This window comes from Deinococcus malanensis (assembly GCF_014647655.1).
Lineage (GTDB): Bacteria > Deinococcota > Deinococci > Deinococcales > Deinococcaceae > Deinococcus > Deinococcus malanensis.
Genome location: NZ_BMPP01000015.1, coordinates 1 through 18,446, shown reverse-complemented (window position 1 = coordinate 18,446; position 18,446 = coordinate 1). Strand labels below are relative to the sequence as shown.

At 62.4% G+C, this 18,446-nt stretch carries 15 protein-coding genes, 1 pseudogene and 1 riboswitch; of the genes and pseudogenes, 6 read left to right on the top strand and 10 right to left on the bottom strand.

Features of this window, described 5'->3' with window-relative positions:
- The first annotated feature begins 191 nt into the window (after window positions 1–191).
- Window positions 192–1,577 carry a replication initiator protein A gene (locus IEY49_RS15755; RefSeq protein WP_189010492.1) on the top strand — a complete coding sequence of 462 codons (1,386 nt, stop codon included), beginning with the start codon at window positions 192–194 and terminating at the stop codon, window positions 1,575–1,577.
- Between the two features lie 97 nt (window positions 1,578–1,674).
- On the opposite strand, the gene IEY49_RS15750 is transcribed toward IEY49_RS15755, so the two are convergent.
- Window positions 1,675–1,896, bottom strand: a complete 222-nt coding sequence (locus IEY49_RS15750) for a hypothetical protein (protein ID WP_189010490.1) — start codon at window positions 1,894–1,896, stop codon at window positions 1,675–1,677.
- Between the two features lie 229 nt (window positions 1,897–2,125).
- On the opposite strand from IEY49_RS15750, the gene IEY49_RS15745 reads away from it, so the two are divergent.
- On the top strand, window positions 2,126–3,985 hold the full coding sequence (locus IEY49_RS15745) for an ABC transporter ATP-binding protein (RefSeq protein WP_229780857.1): 1,860 nt from the start codon (window positions 2,126–2,128) through the stop codon (window positions 3,983–3,985).
- A 95-nt stretch (window positions 3,986–4,080) separates the two neighbouring features.
- On the top strand, window positions 4,081–4,743 hold the full coding sequence (locus IEY49_RS15740; RefSeq protein WP_189010488.1) for an endonuclease dU: 663 nt from the start codon (window positions 4,081–4,083) through the stop codon (window positions 4,741–4,743).
- 405 nt (window positions 4,744–5,148) lie between these two features.
- On the opposite strand, the pseudogene IEY49_RS21530 reads toward IEY49_RS15740, so the two are convergent.
- Window positions 5,149–5,796, bottom strand: a pseudogene (locus IEY49_RS21530) (substrate-binding domain-containing protein).
- A 29-nt stretch (window positions 5,797–5,825) separates the two neighbouring features.
- On the opposite strand from IEY49_RS21530, the gene IEY49_RS21920 reads away from it, so the two are divergent.
- On the top strand, window positions 5,826–6,107 hold the full coding sequence (locus tag IEY49_RS21920; protein ID WP_373291929.1) for a GHMP family kinase ATP-binding protein: 282 nt from the start codon (window positions 5,826–5,828) through the stop codon (window positions 6,105–6,107).
- Window positions 5,990–6,379 carry a hypothetical protein gene (locus IEY49_RS15725; protein ID WP_373291933.1) on the top strand — a complete coding sequence of 130 codons (390 nt, stop codon included), beginning with the start codon at window positions 5,990–5,992 and terminating at the stop codon, window positions 6,377–6,379. Before IEY49_RS21920 ends, IEY49_RS15725 begins: the two co-directional genes overlap by 118 nt.
- A 433-nt stretch (window positions 6,380–6,812) precedes the next feature.
- Here the strand turns inward: IEY49_RS15725 and IEY49_RS15720 are convergent, their stop codons facing one another.
- A complete protein-coding gene (locus tag IEY49_RS15720; protein WP_229780855.1) occupies window positions 6,813–8,000 on the bottom strand; it encodes a glycoside hydrolase family 16 protein in 1,188 nt (395 codons plus the stop codon).
- Between the two features lie 15 nt (window positions 8,001–8,015).
- Window positions 8,016–8,091, bottom strand: a riboswitch (cyclic di-GMP riboswitch).
- Between the two features lie 1,140 nt (window positions 8,092–9,231).
- Here IEY49_RS15720 and IEY49_RS15715 point away from each other — a divergent pair.
- Window positions 9,232–12,183: a PAS domain S-box protein gene (locus IEY49_RS15715; RefSeq protein WP_189010482.1), complete on the top strand. Its 2,952-nt coding sequence runs from the start codon at window positions 9,232–9,234 to the stop codon at window positions 12,181–12,183.
- A gap of 248 nt (window positions 12,184–12,431) precedes the next feature.
- On the opposite strand, the gene IEY49_RS15710 is transcribed toward IEY49_RS15715, so the two are convergent.
- The 7 genes from IEY49_RS15710 to IEY49_RS21525 form a co-directional block, all read right to left on the bottom strand.
- A complete protein-coding gene (locus IEY49_RS15710; RefSeq protein WP_189010480.1) occupies window positions 12,432–12,674 on the bottom strand; it encodes a hypothetical protein in 243 nt (80 codons plus the stop codon).
- A gap of 211 nt (window positions 12,675–12,885) precedes the next feature.
- Entirely contained in the window at window positions 12,886–13,995 is a 1,110-nt protein-coding gene (locus IEY49_RS15705) for a M48 family metallopeptidase (RefSeq protein ID WP_189010478.1), read from the bottom strand.
- A gap of 151 nt (window positions 13,996–14,146) precedes the next feature.
- Window positions 14,147–15,286: a YjgN family protein gene (locus IEY49_RS15700; RefSeq protein ID WP_189010476.1), complete on the bottom strand. Its 1,140-nt coding sequence runs from the start codon at window positions 15,284–15,286 to the stop codon at window positions 14,147–14,149.
- A 131-nt stretch (window positions 15,287–15,417) separates the two neighbouring features.
- Entirely contained in the window at window positions 15,418–15,831 is a 414-nt protein-coding gene (locus IEY49_RS15695; RefSeq protein WP_189010474.1) for a response regulator, read from the bottom strand.
- Window positions 15,832–16,031: 200 nt separating this feature from the next.
- Entirely contained in the window at window positions 16,032–16,475 is a 444-nt protein-coding gene (locus IEY49_RS15690) for a response regulator (RefSeq protein ID WP_189010473.1), read from the bottom strand.
- A 237-nt stretch (window positions 16,476–16,712) separates the two neighbouring features.
- The gene (locus IEY49_RS15685; RefSeq protein WP_189010472.1) at window positions 16,713–17,972 is read right to left on the bottom strand and encodes a mechanosensitive ion channel; all 1,260 of its coding nucleotides are present in this window, start codon (window positions 17,970–17,972) and stop codon (window positions 16,713–16,715) included.
- A gap of 7 nt (window positions 17,973–17,979) precedes the next feature.
- A partial coding sequence (locus IEY49_RS21525) for a hypothetical protein (RefSeq protein ID WP_229780854.1) occupies window positions 17,980–18,446 on the bottom strand: 467 nt, incomplete at its 5' end.

The following is an 18,446-nucleotide window of genomic DNA, read 5'->3' as shown; positions in this document are numbered from 1 at the left end:
CCGTCCACTTCGTGGTGTTTCACCCGTCCACTTTGTGGAATTCTCGCCAAAAGACATGACCAGAACGCATTATACAGATGACGTCTGAAGAAGATCTTCTTATTCTTTTATCTTTTTATCTTTTCTCTGAATCTGTAATGATCTTCTTCAAAACCGTGTAAGATGGTCGGAACATGTCATCCTCGTCGTTGGTGCTTCGGTCGAATTACGATGATTTGAACCTCGCCGAAGCGTCGCTGATCAGTGCGCTGACGCGGCTCAAGGCTGGCGAAACGACCTGGGAGCATTCCTTTGTCATCGCGGGTCGGGAGATGCATGTCGAGTGCCTGGGCAATACCTACGGCTTTCCACATGGACCGGACAACGACACCATGCTGGTCCTTACCAACCTGTACCTCGAGCGCGGCCAGCCTTCTGACAACTCTGTGGAATGCAGTGCCTATGGTCTGCTCAAGATGCTGGGCCGCACGGATAGCAGCCAGAACTACCGCATTCTTCACGACAGCCTGACGCGCTTGTCCGGCACCATGTACAAGATCTCCGGCTGGCTGGATCACCCGGGCGGTGTTGCCCGGCGGGTCACGTTCCGCTTTCTGGAGCGGGTTGAGGAGGTGGTCGGGGAACCCAAGAGCCTGAACCTCAAATCCTTTGGCGCCGGAACCAAGCTGCGCATCACGCTGGATAAGGAAGTCGCGGCCAGCCTCTCCTCTCCCCGCGTGCGCCCGTTCGATCTGGACTTTATGCTGAAGCTGCCGGGCAGCCAGAGCCGCATGTTGTTCCGGCTGCTCGATACGTTGTGGTACAGCGACCCGCGGGCACCCATGGACGGCTTCCTGGAGTTCGAGCTGGTGGAACTGGGAAAACTGTTGCGGCTGACCAACCTGCGGCCTGACAGCATCCGCCGGATGTTGCTGACCGTACATGACGAACTGATCGCCAGCGAATTTCTTAAAAGTGCTGAGCTGCTCGGGCGTGGAGCGTCCCAGCGGGTCCGCTATGTGCTGAATTCCCAGCGTCCGGACTACCCGCTGGGCCCCGAGCAGCTCGAACTGGTGGGCAAGATCAAAGCGCTTGATATTCCGGATGTCCAGGCGCGCGATTACGTGCGAAGGCACACCGTTCCGGTGATCCGCGGTCGGCTGGATCTGGCCACATCCATCGTCTCACGAACGAAGACGTTCCGTAAGGGCCGTGGAGCCTACGCCTGGGACATCCTGAACGACGACACCGGAAAATATGTTGCTCCGCCTGCTGAGACCTCCCTGGAAGCCCGGGGAGGCCCTGGGGGGTCTGTACAGGCGCAGCTGAGCGAGGAAGAAGCGCAGCAGGACTTTGAGCGGATCCGGCGGGCTGAGGACCAGCTGCCTTCGGACGAGCAATGGGTCCAGCACCGCAGTGCCCTCAAGCTTCTGCTGTCGCGGCAGATCGACAGCGGCGACTGGAAACTGCTCGAGGCGCGTTGCCGGGCCGGTGAATTCTCGGCCAGTGAACTGCTGCGCGCCGCCAACGGAGCCATGGTCGCGATGACCATGCAGGCCTTCGTGGACGATCTACGCCACCGCCTGCGTGAACTCTGAATCAGGCTGTTCCCACAGACAGTGCAGCGGCCAGCTCAAAGGGGAATCTGGGCACGGGCCGCTCACTGACGCCCCCAGCACGTGCTTCCGTCAGCCCCTAATTCGATACAAAGTGCTGCAGGCCCAGTTCGGCAATGATCTCGTCGGCAAAGACGTAAACGTCCGGCCCATACAGGGCAGCGGGCGCAGGCATCAGCCCAGCCGGATCGATCTGACCTTCGATGATCAGGCTGGCCGTTTCGAGGAATGCCCCCTGGGCGGGCGGCAGATGGCTGAAGTGCCACGCAAGGTCTTGCTGCTGATGGGTGGATAAGGTCATGGATTCAACCTCCTGGATGCGTGCTAACCCTGGTCGAGGGTTAGTGGGGACGTTGCAGGAAGGATAAAGAGCGCGCTCTGTCAGAAATTTTTCTGACCAGGAGAGCGCGGGCCGGCAGCCCTGGAGCGGGGCATATTCAGGTCGGGGGTGCTTGGCCCCTGCGTCCCCTCTCCCCTGTCAGGCTTCAGAATCAGAAGTAGATGCAGCGCCTTGCTCGTTCCCTTTCTGTGTGTGCGGACCCCGCGCCGTGACTGTCCGCGCGCCTCCTGCGGCTGATCCCGCCGTGGCCATGCGCCCGGCCGATCTTCTGGCCACCCTGAAACTGGTCTGGCAGGCCAGCTCGCGTCACAGCTTGATGTACGCGGCGACCAGCCTGGGCGGCAGCGCCCTGCCGGCCGCCCACCTGTATGTGGGAAAGCTGCTGCTCGACGAGGTGGCGCACGCGACCCAGGGTCAGGCCACGTATCCAGCGCTGCTGTCCTTGCTGGCTATCCAGGTGGGCCTGACCGTTCTGGGCAGCCTGCTGTCCACCGTGCAGACGGCCGCGCAGCAACTGCTTGGAGACAGCCTCCAGCACAGCGTCAGCCGGCGGCTGCTGGACAAGGCGTCCGGGATGAGCGTCGAGTCGTTCGAGAACGCGGAGACCTATGACAAGCTCCAGCAGGCGTACCGCGAGGTGGGATCACGGCCGCTGGGAGTGGCAACGCAACTTGTCGGGCTGGCAGGGGCCGCGGTGACGCTGGTGTCGGTGGGGGTTCTGATGGCCCGCCTGGGCTTCTGGGTGCTGCCGCTGGTCCTGCTGGCGAGTCTGCCGAACGTGTATGTCAGCAACCGCTTCGGCATCGAAAACTACCGCATGCTGCGCCGCCAGACCCACGACGCCCGGGTCCAGAACTACCTAGGTAGCCTGCTGACCTCCGACACCCTGGTCAAGGAGGTCCGTCTGTTCGGTTTCGAAGGCCACCTGCTCGGCCGCTGGCGGGAATACTACCTGGGTTTTCGCAGACAACTCGACGCCATGGTGAGGCAGCGGGCCCTCTGGGGCTTCGCCGCCTCGCTGACATCGGCCCTGCTGATCGGGCTGGCCAGCGCCCTGATCCTGCGCCGCGCCGTGGACGGGCAACTGAGCGTCGGAGATTTCAGCGTGTTCATCCTGGGGATCGCGCAGGTACAGGGCACCGTCTCCGGCTTTCTCAACGGCCTGAGTGGGATCTACCAGAACCTGCTGTACATGCGTAACCTCTTTGCCTTCCTGGAACTTCCTGACCGCGACCTAGACGCTGGTGAGGAATGGCACGGCAGTATCGACACCATCGAATTCCAGAACGTGGGCTTCCGCTACCCGCTGACCGACCGTGACGTGCTGCGAGGCGTGAGTTTCACGGTCCGCCGCGGTCAGGCATTGGCCCTGGTAGGCGAGAACGGCGCGGGAAAGACCACCATCGTGAAACTGCTGACCCGGCTGTTCGAGCCGACCTCAGGGCGCATTCTCTTCAACGGCATGGACGCCGGGCGCTTCTCGCCGCGCAGCGTTCAAAAGGAAATGAGCATCATCTTCCAGGATTACGGGCAGTACCAGATGAGCGCCCGAGAGAACGTTGCTATCGCCGAAGTCAGCCGCATGGAAGACGCTCCGGGTGTGGACCGCGCCGTCGAGCAGGCAGGTGCGGCGTACGTGGCGACCCTGCCGCAGGGACTGGAGACACCTTTGGGGCGCCTGTTTCAGGGGGGCCGGCAACTCTCGGGTGGACAGTGGCAACGGCTGGCCCTGGCGCGGCTGTATTTCAGGGACGCCTCGGTCCTGGTGTTCGACGAACCCACGGCGGCCCTGGATGCGCGCGCCGAATTCGAAACCATTGAAGCCCTGCGGGCGCAGGCCCAGGAACGGCTGACTGTTCTGATTTCCCACCGCTTCTCCACCGTTCGGCTGGCCGATCAGATCATCGTCCTTGAAGGCGGTGTAGTTACGGAGTCCGGCAGCCATGCGGAGCTGCTGCAACGGAGCGGGAAGTATGCGGCCCTGTACCAGCTGCAGGCCAGTGGCTACGCAGGCGGACAGAACCCTCTCCTGGGCCAGAAGGACGCCTGACAGTCCTGCTCTGGCGTCCCCTGTCACCTGGTATTGAAGAGGGCTGGACCGGTTCGGCTGACCTGCCTGCGGTAGTCATAGGCATTTTCCAGAACATGAAGCTGGATATTGCCCTGAGAAGCGTCTCTCCTCCCGTTGTCCCTGCCTGTGCTGGAAATTTGCAGGGGGTTGACGCCCGAATTCAAAACCCCGACCCTGTCCGGGTGCATGCCATCGGGTTCGACGACGCGCCGTTCGAGCGCACCCACCGTGGAGACGTTCCAGTGTTCGGCACGGTCTACGCCCGGCAGACCCTGCACGCGGTGGTGCGCGGCCGGGTCCGGCGCGACGGGCGCAACAGCACGGCTGAACTGGCCCGGCTCGTCGAGGCCAGCGGCGCGCAGGAGCATCTGCACCTGATCCTGCTTCAGGGTGTGGCGCTGGCCGGATTCAACGTGGTCGACGCCTGGGCCCTTAGGGAGATGACTGGCCTTCCTGTACTGGTGGTGGCCCGCCGCGCCCCGAACATGGAGCGCATCCGCTCAGCCCTGCTCACCCGTGTCCCCGGAGGCCGGCGCAAGTGGCAGCTGATTGCTTCGCTCGGCCCGATGGAGCTGTGTCTGGATGTGATGGTTCAGCGCGTCGGGCTCAGCCTGGCTGACGCCGAGGGTGCCTTGCAGGCCCTGACCGTGACCGGACATATTCCCGAGCCTCTGCGCGCCGCGCACCTGATCGCTCGTGGGACGACCCAGGGGCACAGCCGTGGCGGGCGCGTCTGAGGTAGAGGACCGGGGAGTCGAGCCGCATGTATTTTCGGCGACAGGTGAGAAGGCCAGCAGGTGACGTCGAAATCGCCCGGGATTGTGCCTGCCTGCAGACCAGGTCAGTCCATGGCTCGGAGTGGTCTTCCCGCGGGCATGCAGGCTGACTACGCTGCTGGTGTTTCCGTACTGGTATTCCTACAGGACCACAGGTTGCAGACGGCTGGGGATGAAGCCCCGAGCAACAAGCTCAACACGGATCAGCATATGGTCCGGCCGGTCCTGCAGATACACCTGTCCCTGGGTTTGTATGGAGGTGAAATTTACGCGCTCACTTTTGCCAGCAGATTGGGAAGACGGCGGGAATCCAGGGCACTGGTGTGACCCTTTGTCCCGGCAGCCCCAGGCGACCACAACAGACACCTATTCCTTCGCCCCTCCTCCCGATTGCGGGGCCTCCCCCAGGCGACGGACAGCTTCCATCAGGTCTGGGTAGCGCACGGCGCTGTGGTGGGGTGATGCGGTGCTGGCTCGCACGATCAGTTCTGGCTGAGTGACGGTCAGGTGCGGGGGCTCGTGACCTTCCACCAGTTGCAGCAAATGATGAAAGGAGCGCTTGCCCAGGTTCGGGAAGTCCTGCCGGATGGTCGTCAGGGGAGGAATCAGCATGGCGCTTTACGCAGTGTCGTCAAACCCGATTACCGAGACGTCACGGGGAACGTTCAGGCCCCGCTCCCACAGGGCGCGCAGGGCCCCCACTGCCATCTGGTCGTGGCCACCAGCAAGCCGGTGAACTCGGCACCATTGCCCAGTAGTTGTGACTGCGGTATACCCGCTGCTGGCGCTCCAGTCCCCGTGGACGGTAGCTACCGGCGCCAGATTGTGCCGGGCCAGAGCGTCACGCCATCCCTGGGTGCGCGAATGCTCCGCCACCGCAGATTGGGGCTCGCTGATCATGGCAATCCGCGTGTGCCCCAGACTCAGCAGGTGCTCGGCTCCAAGCTGCGCGCCGGAATACTGGTCGAGCAGGGCCGCGTGGACATTGGCCTCGGCCAGAACGTCCAGGAACACGCACGGCAAGTCCGAACACAGGCCGTGCAGTGCGTGGGTCGGGTCTGTCGAGTTCTGCGGCCCTGCTGGTGGCCCTGATCCGCGGGCTGCGCGAGCTCTACGGCTTCCAGATGACAGACGTTGAGGCGGCCCTGCTGGCGCGTCAGGCGGAAAGTACGAGGGGGTCGCCCGGCCACAGGACGCCGGCCTGGTGGTGCTGCATTCCGGGGTGGAGCGTCAGCACGCCGGCGGGGACTACAACACCCGCCGTTCAGAGTGCGAACAGGTCTGCGCGTTGCTGGAGGTGGCCAGCCTGCGCGACCTCGGTCTGACCGACCTGCCCCGGCTCGATGGGCTTCCAGACCTGCTTGCCCGCCGTGCCCGGCATGTGATCACCGAAAACGACCGCGTACTGCAGGCGGTGCAGGCCTTCCGTGAGGGGGATCTGGCAGGGGTCGGCCGGCTGTTCCTGGCCTCGCACGCGTCGATGCGCGACGACTACGAAGTGTCGGTGCCGGAGGTTGACCTGATCGTGGAACTGGCCCGCGCATGTGGCGACGTATACGGCGCGCGGCTGACCGGGGCAGCTTCGGCGGAAGTGTAGTTATGCTCGCCCAGGCTGGCCGCGGGCTTCAGGCCGGTCAGGCCATCCGGGACGCCTACGCCCGGCAGTCATCTCATGTTCCGGTTCTGTTGACTCTCCAGCCAGATACCTTGTAGGGGCTGGGGACCGTGCCGGTCGGTGCGACATCGGGTGCGTAGCATGTAGGTTCCAGGCAACAAGGCACCACAGGTAGCTTTATACGAGGGTATGGAACGGATCGGCGGTCACAGGCGAATGGAATGGAGGCCAGGAACGACCCGGCACCGCCCAAGTGGTCACCTGAGATTGCAGAACGATGGGCAGGGCATGAAGCTCCTCATCATGGGCGCAATCGAAGCAAGCGGGTGGTCTTCAAGACCACCCGCTTGCTCGCGTCATCAGCACATTCTTTATCTAGAAACTGTAGATCTCCGTCCAAGCCCTGACTCTCGCTTCAGCGAATGGCGCCGGAAGCACTCAGGGTGTAGCTCGGGGTGCGGCTCGACCAGACCACGCGGGCGTAGTACTGCTTGCCGGCCGCCAGGTTCAGCGTCACGCTGTCGGTGCTGCCTTTGCCCTTTCGGCTGCTGCCCAGCAGGGTCGTGCCGTCGGCTGCGTAGATCTCCAGGTCACTGTTCCAGCCTGTGGTCAGGGAAACGGTACTCTGGCCGCCCAGATCGGTGCTGGTGAAGGTGTACCAGTCCTGCGTATCGGTCGAGCTGAGTGTTCCCGATACGGATGCGACCTTGGTCAGCGCCAGGGCGCCTGCAGCAGTGTCGTCCGTTGGGGCGGTGACAGGGGCGGTTGTCGGCGTGCTGGTCGCGGTGGCCGGCGTAAAGCTGACGTAGTCGACAAGCATGTACTGGGTGCCAGGTGTAGCCTTGCCGCCCCAGCCGGTGGAGTTGGTGGGCCACAGGTTCAGCATCAGGTGCGCTTCGGCGGTGGGCACCACGGAGGTGGTGGTGCGCTTGAGCACGCCGTCGATATAGAAGTCGATCTTGGTGGGCGTCCAGTCCCAGCGGTAGGTGTGGAAGCCCTGCGTCAGGTTCTCGCCGGTGCCGCCGGTACCGTAGTCGTGACGGCTGGTGGTCTGCCAAGCGCCCATCCAGTCGGTGGTGGGGTTCTGGCCTTCGACCTCGTGGTCAATCTCGGTTTCCGAGTCATTGACGAAGTTGAAAAACGCGCTGATGTTGCCGCTGGTGCCGGTGCCTGCCACCGATGGATCGGCGCTGCTGCTCGAGGCACGCATCCGGGCCTCGTAGGTGCCGTAGCCGTGTTTGGCGTTGGTGGCCAGCTCGGCAGCGCGGGCCACCAGGCTGCTGCTGACGTCCAGTTTCATCACCAGGAAGCCGTCTTTCACAGTGACGTTGCTGGGTTCCCAGGTACCGCTCAGGCCGTCACGTGCCCAGAAAGGGGTCCAGGTGTTGGACGACACCCACCAGCGGGCGGTGTCCAGCGTATTGAAATCATCGCGCCAGCTTCCGGCCACGTTCTGAACCTCCACATTCGGCTGCGATGCAACAGGTGCCGGAGCCGTCTCTTCGACGGTGGACTCCGGAGTGGTGGTGCTCGAGCAGGCAGCCAGCATAAGGCCCAGGGCAGTGGTGAGGGCCAGATTTTTGACAGCAATACGTGTACGCATGAAATTCTCCCTTCTTTCGGTAACTCGGCCAACCACTAGGGTTCCGGAAGCTTTGCGCCACCGCCTCGCGACGGATTTGCCTTTTTCGGTTAAGGGAGATGAACCAGAGGGGTTCATCACCTCCGGTAGATTAAGTCGAAATTAATGACAGACTCCTTACACAAAGCTTAATAACATTTTTATCAATTGTGACGATATAAAGATTTTGCACAACCGATAGATATGGCATAGACGAAAATGCCGTTCTGGAAGTCCGCAAGGAAGTTTTGACTCCTGGTCATATCCGACTGAAATCACCTTAAAAACGACTCATTCATTAAGGCCTCTCGGAACTACCATGTTTATCGAGAATGGCTCCTCATAAATTAAGACTTGAACAGTGGCGGATCCTGCCTCGTGATCGGACTCCCTCATCAGGTCTGACGAAGTGGGTGGCGCTTCATCTGCCTACCAGCGCGAAGCTGGACGCTGCACAGGGCCCTGTACGCCTGGGTTGGGAGACAACCGTTGGTTCGTACTGCTCTGATCGGTAGTTCTGCAGCTGCAGCACAGCCGGCTGCCCCCGCTGGCCAGGGAGACCTGTTTTTGTTGTGGCACCACCTCAAATATCAGCGCGTGTTCTTTGCAGCACAGGGCTGTGGTGGGCCCGGTGAGTATGCTGCTCAGCGTGGCAGGCCTGTCCCTCTGCACCGATAGCTGCCGTACCTCTATCAATGCTCTGTTTCAGATCAGCCCACTGTCTTTCATGGCCAGTGGACTCACCGCTCCTGTGGTGAATGTGGGCCATGAAGTAATCTTCGCTGGCATCGCCCGGGAACCGGCGCGGTTCGACTCTTGGCAGACGTGCGTGGCTGCGGCTTCGCTCGGTGATGACCTTCGCTAAAGTGCGCAGCAACTCTTCAGGCGCCCGCTGTCCTTGCTACCTTTGTGTCGCGTTACCGCGCCGTTCGGAGCAGGACCAAGAACGGTACGTTCGGGAGTGCCACGCGGCCCCGGTTCTCCTAAAAGCGCAGGCAGAGGTCAACAGTGGCCAGCGTGACCTCTCCACAAGCCTGGAGGGTCGAACTTGGACTTCGTCGTATCCCCAACACCCTGAAGGAGTGCCTCGAACGACACCACCTCGAAGACCGCCTCTAGGCGGCTCCATGTCTGCGTCCTGCCCGGCAAAATCCACTCGCTCAGCTCGATCAAGAAGAGACCATCTTTCTGATGAATGCCTTAGAATCACCGCGTGCCCCCCGCCCATGAAGGCCACGCGCTGAGCGTCGGCTTCGCCACCCTGGATAGCCTGCTGGAGGGGACGTCGGCTGGGCTGGCAGTATTGGACCAGCATCTGGCCATCGTGCATACCAACGCCGTGTTCCGGCGGCTGACTGTCCGGCCAGCCAGCCACGACGCAGGGAAACCCCTGGTGGAGGTGATGCCCGGGGTGTCCCCGGCTGTGGTTGAAGCCTGTCGAGCAGTGCTCGACACAGGAGTTGCGAGACGTGATCTGGCGGCTGTGACCGCACCAGAAGCTCACCCCGTGACCTGCAGTGTTGTGCCTGTGTACGACACCGGCAAGGAGGTCCAGGGGGTCGCCGTGATACTGCGGGATACTGGTCAGGGACACACGGAGCATGGCGGAACCCCGCGCAGTCATCGGGACCACGACCTGCTGGCGGTCGAACAGGCCCTGGCTCAGGCTCTGGCCACCACCGAAGTGAAGCGGACCATCCTGCAGAAGGTCGTTCCTCTGATGGGGGCCTACGGTGGGGCGCTGGTCGAGGCTGTTGACGATCAGACACTCTATCTGGTCGGGGCTGTGGGCTACGAGCCCTCCGTCAAACTCAGCTGGGAAAACTTCCCGGCGCAGGAGTACTATCCCGTGGTTCATGCTCTTCGAACACGGCGGCCCGTCTTTGCCACGGCTGAGCAACTTGACCGCGATTTCCCTGAGTTTGTGCCTCTGTTCCAACCTGGAACGAGGGCCGTTGCGGCGCTTCCCCTGGAGGACGGGGAGGTTGTCACATGCGCGTTGACCCTGTCGTTCCACGATGAGCAGGCCATAACGGACGAGCAGCAGTCCTATCTGCTGGAAGTGCGAGAAGCGTGTTCCTGTGCACTGAAACGGGCACGCCGATACAACGCGGCGCATGAGGAGCGGGAGCGGGCCACCTTGCTGGCGGAAGCCAGCGCCGCGCTTGCCGCTTCACTGGACCTGCAGGGAACCCTGGACCGGCTGGCTTCCCTTGCGCTCCGACACGTCGCCGACTGGGCCGCCGTCTTTCTGGCCGATGATGACGGTCTGCCTTTTCCGGTGGCCGTGGCCCATCACGACCCGGGCATGGTGGAACTGCTGCGCTGGTTCACTGCTCAGTACCCGTCGGATCCCTCCTCCCCCGGCTCGACCGCGTGGGTCATGCGCACTGGAGCCCCGCTGCTGATGCCGGTGGTTCCAGGTGGCCTGATCAACCAGATCAAGGATGAGCAGCGCCGGCGCGCGGTTCAGCGGATGGGACTGCATTCGCTGATCCAGGTGCCGATGATCGCCAACGGCCGGACGGTTGGTGTGCTGGCCCTCGCCACGACACATCCCCAGCGCACGTATGGGCCCCAGGATCTGGAACTGGCCCAGGCACTGGCTGAACGTGCGGCTCTGGCCCTGGACAATGCGGCGCGGTACGAGGCGTCGCAGATCAGTGAGCGCCGCTACCGTTCCCTGATCGACGCCACCCGTCAGATCGTCTGGACCAACACCGCCGAGGGCATGCTGGTGGGCAAGCAGCCGGGATGGACCCAGCTGACCGGGCAGACCGAGACCGAGTACACCGGTCTGGGCTGGACTGACCGGGTCAATCCGGAGGACCTGCACCGCACGTTCGACGCCTGGCAGGAAGCGCTGCTTTCCCGGACCATCTACGAGTCTCACCAGCGGGTCACCGTCGCATCCGGCGAGGAGCGTCATTTCAACGTACGCGCTGTTCCGGTGCTTGACCTGGACGGACAGGTCCGCGAGTGGGTGGGCGTTCACACGGACATCACCGAGCAGGTGCGTGCCGAGACCAGGCTGCGAAGCAGCGAGGAGCGCTTTCGCAGCCTGGTCGAGGCCAGCCCAATCGGGATCGCCGTCGGCGCTATGGACGGGTCGATGCACCTGGCGAACGACGCATACCTTCACATGCTGGGCTACTCCCGCGCCGAATTTGAGGCTGGACAGGTCAACTGGGCGGCCCTGACCCCGGCTGAATTTCTGGAACAGGACTTTCAGGCCTTTGAGCAGGCATTTGCCCAGGGAACGTCCGAAGCCTACGAGAAGGAAATGGTCTGCCGGGACGGACGCCGCATCCCGGTGGGTCTGGTCCTGACCCGCTATGAGGCGCAGGACGAGACGTTTGTGGTGGCCTACGTGCAGAACCTCACGGTGCAGTTGGAAGCCGAGCGTGCCCTGCGGGAATACGGCGTTGAGCTCGAGCGGCGGGTAGAAGAACGCACACGCGCACTGGAACAGACCAATGCCGAACTCGAGCGTTTCGCCTATGTGGCGTCACACGACCTTCAGGAGCCCCTGCGCACCATCGCTGGACTGACAGGGCTGCTCGAGAAGCGCTACGCGGACCTATACGACGAACGGGGACAGAACCTTCTGCGGCTGATCGTGGAAGGCACGGCCCGGATGAAGACGCTGCTCGACGACCTGCTGGTGTTTTCACGCCTGGGCGCCGAACTGCTCACGCTGGAACCTGTTTCCGCGACTCATTTGGTTGAAGAAGCCCGTGGCCGCCTTGGCGGATTGCTCGAGGAGAGCGGCGGTCAGGTCACCTGTGGACCGCTGCCCATAGTCCTAGGCAACGTTTTTCAGCTGATCCAGGTGTTTCAGAACCTGATCGGCAACGCCCTGAAATTCCGGAAACCTGACAGCGCGCCACACGTCAGGATCAGTGCCGAGCCTGACGGAGAGTTCTACCACTTCACGGTCGAGGACAACGGCATCGGCATTGATCCCGCCTATTTCGACCGGATTTTTGTGATGTTCCAGCGCCTGCACGGCCGGGACCAGTATGCCGGCACCGGCCTGGGGCTGGCCATCTGCCACAAGGTGGTCGAGCGCCATGGGGGACAGCTATGGGTAGAATCCACACCCGGCGAGGGCAGCAAGTTCCACTTCACACTGAAAGCTGTTCAGGCTGGCTCGGAAGACTGATGACACGTCGGACCTCACAGCACCCACATCGAGGCGTCCGAGGCACGCCGGGTCTGGAGACAACATTCGCGTGGTGGTGCGCCTGTCCCGTTGCTACCACCTGATGCGCGCCACGTTTGCACCAGGACAGGCTCTCCGCCCTGTCCGTGACCTGCAGGCAACTGCGGCAGCAGAAATGCTCGTGTCTGCACACCATTGCAGCTGTCTTTTCAACAGCCGGCACCCACCCGGCAACTCACGCCGAGGAATCATCCTTGAGGGTAAAGCCCGGTAAACTCCTGGTTCAGCCAGTATTCGGCGTCATCCGGAGCAATCCCTTTGCCCTGTAGCGCCTGCCGCCACAAGGTCCAGACGGCTGCCTTGACGTCCGGATGGCATGCCAGAAAGTCCGCCAGAGCAGCACGCTCCTGTACAGCCGGGGCATCGATCGTCAAACCGATATCCGCCTCGTACGCATGGTGCAACACCTCTACAATTTCCGAAGCGCTCATCTCCGAAGGGTGCATGTATCGAGCGTACTCCACCGACCGGGGCGCCAGCATCAGGTCTGCAAAAATTCTGCGGACAACATACTTACCTGATGTTGTCCGGTCGCGTGGTCTCCTGACTGGTGGCTGACGGGTGCCTGGGGTTACGCCGGACCATTTTGTTTTCAGGGCTCTGCTGGCGCCTCAGTGGGCCACACGTTTCAGGCCTGCCTGCTCAGGGAGTCTGTCCATGTCCCCGGCTCTCAATTTCCTTCAGGTGCCTGATTCGGTCTGAGGTGCCAGGGTGTGTGGCGAGCAGGTTTTCCAGGCGGCCGGTCTCCCCTACGCTGTTTTCGTCGGTCCGTGGACTGCCGGATTCCATGCGGGCCAGCAGGTCACGGAGCGGTTTGGTGGTGCCATATGCCGTCATCAGAAAACGGCCCGCCAGAGCGTCCGACTCCCTTTCTGCGGCTCTGGAATACCCTTTGCTCAGAATGGTGGCCGGAACAGCGGCGGCAAAGGTGCTGGCGCTCACCACGTCGCCGGTGACCGCCACCGTCAGGAGCGTCAGTCCCAGGCCCTGATACACGCTGGCCAGTACATGACGACTGGTGACGTGGGCCGCCTCGTGCACCATGACCCCCATGAGTTCCCGGTCATTGCCCGAGAGATCTACCAGCTGATCCGTCATGACCACAGTTCCATTGGGAAGGGCAAAGGCGTTGGCGCCAATCTGGAACATCTCCGCCTTTTCCGGCTCTCCATCGCGCAGAAGCAGGCGGTAGGGGTAGGGCCCCCCTGCCCAGCTGCTTGCCCGCCGGAACGCCGATTGCAACTGGGCCTGACGTGAGGGACTGAGGGTGCTCGGGGCCAGATACTCACCGTCCAGCAGCTCAATGGTTTCGCGGTCAAAAACGGCCAGCACCCGGTGTGGCGTGGCTGCCGCGGCTCCACGCGCCAGGGTAGGTATGCCATACACCACGAACGCCGCCGCCAGGGCCAGCGTCATGGCCAGCGCGCCCAATGCGGTCCACCAGCGTCCTTCGAGCCTCCTGATGCCAGCCAGGGCATGGTTCTGACCCAGGTGGCGCTCCAGAGTGGCTACGGCCCCATCGTCTCCAGTCTCGAAACGGGCGCCGTCCGGGAATTTCACGACCCGGGGAATGCCGGGAACTGCAGGATCAATGCGGAGCTGGTTCAGCTGCCAGTGGGTTTCCACCATGGCGTTCAGGCTCAGCACCACCCTGGAGCCAGTGACGTGGAGGGTGGCCGGTTGGCGGCGGCTGGTGCGGCCATCGAACCCCGCTCCGGACACGGTGAGATCGAGCTGCTGAGAGCCTGTCATAACAGCACCTGACGGCTGCGACATGACGCGCCAGATGAATGGCTTCGCGCAGCCACCACCGGGAAGTGTGACGGGCGGGCAACCGGGCGTACCTGACACCGCTGGTGGACTGAGCCTGGCGCATTTTTGGTCCACTGCCGCTGGAATGTCATCAGAAGCCCACGTTGATATCAAGCAGCTCGGTGGCCGCTTCGCCCAGGCTGCTTTCTCCGACTGCGCTTCCCGACGCGAATTCGTCCAGCGGGGCGATGGCCCGCACGGTAATTTCCTGCGTGATGTAGCGGGCCCGGCGTACTGCAGCCCAGGGGGTGGCCAGCCCAAGGGTCAGGGCCTGCACGACTGCATTCGAGACCGCGATCCAGACCACCACCCAGGGACGGAAAGTCGCGGTTACCCGGACCACTCCACCCACTTCCACGTGATTGAGCACATACCGCATGGTCGAAGCCCGGACATATTGCCAGGTCACCCCGTAGACCGCCAGGATAGCCAGGTACGCTGCTGCAATGCCTACAAGTGCAATGTTGTCAAGGCCACTCGTGACAGCGACCCTTTCGCCGAGACCTGCCAGGGCCAGCGTTCCAACCAGGGCTGCGAGGATCAGTCCACCAGCCACGGTCAGGCCGACCCCAACCAGCCCGATGACGTAAAAGTCACCCACATCCCCCCGGAACGTGGCCCTCGCCGATCCGTAGGCTGCGCATTCCACCTGATACCGGCGCTGCCGATACCAGGCCCACGGGAGGGCCAGCCCGGCTGTCAGGCCCGCTGCGATATTGGCCAGCCCGTAGGCGACGTAAGCCTGTCCTGTGTTCGCGTGGTGGCGGAACCTCAGGCCACGATGAACGGAGCTGACGGCCAGGAAGCCCAGCGACTTCATGACAAGCCAGGGATACAGCAGCACGTAGACCACGCCCAGGGTGCCGGCCACGTACTCCCAGCCGGAGAACTTCAGCGTGGTTGACAGCGAATACAACCCGAAGGCCAATCCAATAGCCAGGTAGCCCCGGAGAAGGGCCAGAGGGTTGGCGGTGTACTCAAAGTTCTGTCCGTCCAGCCAGGTGTGGCCATAGAAATACTGCCGCTGCCGTACCCGCGCCCAGGGCAGGTACACGCCAAGCGTCACGATGGTCAGGGCAGTATTCACGATCCAGAGCCTGAAATATTCTCCGGCCTGCCCGGTGAATGACATCGGATAGTGCTGCACGTGCGGTGCCGCTCCTGGTGTGGCAGGGTCCTCAAGCAGGACAGGGGCCTGCCCGCTGGCAGTAGAGGGCAGGACCTGAGTCATGCACGCATCCTAATGCCGAACTGCCTGGCGGATGTGCCGAAATGCCTCCTCCGTCCGGTGGTGCGGGCTGACAGCAGGGCGGCTGCAACTGTCAGGGTTGCTCCCGGAAGACCGGCACCTGGTGGCGAGGATCAGGAAGACGGACTCGTAACCTGCGCCTGAAGCCAGTAAGTGACGAACGCTGTCATCTGTTGCGGAAAACCGGGGGCCTTGATCAGGAATGCGCTGGCCTGCAACTGATAGGCCTCGACCACCTCGGCAGGTTTGGCCGAACCGGACATCAGCACCACCGGAAGATGCGCGAGTGCCGGGTCAGCCTTGATGATTTTCAGCACGTCGATGCCGTTCAGTCCCGGCATGTGCAGGTCCATTAGAACCACGTCGGGTAGACGTTCGGGCGGCTGCTTCAGGAACGCGACGGCGTCGGCCCCGTTCTGATGGGTGGTGACCAGCAGGCGGTCCTTGTGCGCCTCGAAGACCTCCTGAGCCAGAAAGAGATCAGCTGTGGAATCTTCGACCAGAAGCAGATGGAGCCGCTGAACCATGCCATAGCATGTGCCACCGTGGCCCGACCGATCTTCATCCGAGCTTCATGCATAGGGGTGGCCGCCCATTTTCGGCTGCAGGTGTGGTCCAGGAATGCAGAGTTGCAGGGGCAATGAAGAGACCAACCCTGGGCGCCAGCCCTTGGGCACGCCCGCCGAACAGAGCAACGTGGGGAAGCGGGAGCGTAAGGGCGCCTGTGTCAGAGCCCCCGACCTTGAGCCCGCAGAGGTTTGCCGGAGACGCGGCAGAGGGTCCAGAAGCCCACCAGTGCATCGATCTGCTGCAGGAACGTCGCAAAGTCATGGGCCTTGACCACGTAGGCACTGGCCCGGAGGCTATAGGCACGGGTGACGTCCGCCGGGTTGTCCGACGCTGAAAGCATGACCACTGGCAGGTGGACGAGTCCCGGGTCGGCCTTGATCGCCTCCAGAACGTCAAACCCGTCCATACCAGGCATGTTGATGTCCAGGACGATCAGGTCGGGGGGAGGGGCCTGCGTATCGCAAAGGCAGGCCAGAGCGTCGTGGCCGGACTGGCAGACACTGAGCTGAATATGATCGGCGTGACGTTCGAAGGCCTCCCGCGCCAGGTAGACGTCGGCGACATTATCGTCCACGAGCAACAGATGAAGACGCGATGCCATAGGGCCCTGATTATGACTGCCTCCGGGGTTCAACCGCGAATATGGCTTGTGACACCCTCTGGCTCGGTATTCCTGCGCGAAAAATGGGGAACCTCTTTTGAGGCTCGGCACCCCAGCATCTCTTCTGGCATGACCAGGTGAGCACCTGACCGAGGTGCAATGGGTGCAGAGTCACTGGCGCCCTGACGGCAGAGGTCCCGCTCACGACGAGCGGGACCTCTGCGGGAAGAAGGTGCGTTAACTTGGCGGCTTCTGAAGCTGGCTGCGCCAGTGTTCAGCAATTTTCCCAGCCGCTTCACGCCCGCCCAGGCCAAAGGCGAGGGCAAACGCCACGGCCAGGGCTCCCAGCGTCAGGCCAAAGGCCAGGTTTACGATGGAATCCGCGATGCCCATCTGTTTCAGCGCCATGGCAAAGAACAGGGACACCGTTGCCCAGCGTGCCAGCGAAGCCAGCAGGCGGGCATTGGGGCTGGATGAGCTGTTCTGCACGATGCCGGCAAACAGGTTCGCGAGCCACAGCCCTACACCAAAAATCACCAGACCCAGAAGAATCTGACCGACCAGCGCCAGGAAGTTGGCCGCCAGTGCAGCCAGCGTGTCGGCGCCCAGCGCCTGCAGAGCGCTGATGACCGCAAAGAGCACGATCAGCGTCTGAACAAAATAGCCCGCGATCCCTGAAGGCGTGGTGTTGGCTTTCGCCAGTGGGTTCTGGCCCGTGGGGGGCGTCGTGGTCCCGCCTGCTGGAGGTGTGGTTGGAGCCCCTGCGCTCTGGGCTTTCATGCCCAGCGAGCCCACGATACGGTCAAACCCAAGACTGGCCAGGACGCCACTGACGATCCCGGCAATGATGCGGCCCACGAAGAATGCGATGCCCAGCACCAGAATTGCGGCGAACAGATTCGGAAGTGCCGCAAGAATCTCGTTGAGCATCGCGGTGATGGGCGCGGTGATCGCCTCTGCGTTCAGCGCGTCAAGTGCCGCCGTGATCACGGGAATAATCACCAGGGCATAGACGACGAGCCCCAGCAGATTGGAGAGGTTGGCGCTGGGTGGGAGTCCCAGGCGGCTGCTCATACGGTCCAGGCCTGCGGTGGACGTCAGTGTGGTCACCAGTTCGCGCAGGATCTTGGCCACGAAAAAGCCGATCACCAGAATCAGGATGGCGCCGAGAATGTTGGGCAGGTAACCTAGGAAAGTGTTGAAGAAGGTCGTCGCTGGTTCCAGCAGGCTCCGGAGGCCTAGGGCCCCGAGGATACCGGGCAGAAACAGCAGCAGCACGATGTAATAGATGATCTGTCCGATCGACCGTGTGACGTTCGTGCTGTCCGCGCGGTGGCTGGAGAGCCGCTCGTCGACACGCGCAGCCTGCAGGCCCCGTACGACTAAGCCGCGAACCACAGCAGCCACGACGAAGGCCACAATGATCAGTACCAGCGCACTGATGAGACTCGGGGCGTAGTTCAGGAACTGCATCCAGTAACGTTCAAGGATGTCCAATTGATATTCACCTTCCTTTTGTTTTTACGGTAATGGCCATAGCAGCCGTGATGCGTGAAGCGCCTTCATGTCTTGCAGAGACTTGATAAAGGTGCATCGGCAGATATGCGCGGCGGCTGGACTGCTTTCCGACTGGTTTGGGACTGCCACAATAGAAAAACTCCATTGATGACGCATCCGATCGCTTCAGGTGGCCATTGACCTGAGCACAACCGACTCTCTGCATTACGGGCGTCACTTCGTAGGATGCGACGGTGAAACTCACACTGGACATGCTGCTGTGCATATTCGGCCTGGTGGCCTTGAAGACCGTTGCATCGTTGTGAACGCAGAAAATCTTTGTCTCAATTCCTGTAGCTGTTGGGCCTGTTTGAGGTTGTGCCGGTTTTGCGTACTTCAAGTTAAGCGGCGGCTGGCTGTCTGGCAAGATGGTGGGCTTCGAACTCGGCAGGGCTGAGATACCCAAGGGTCGAG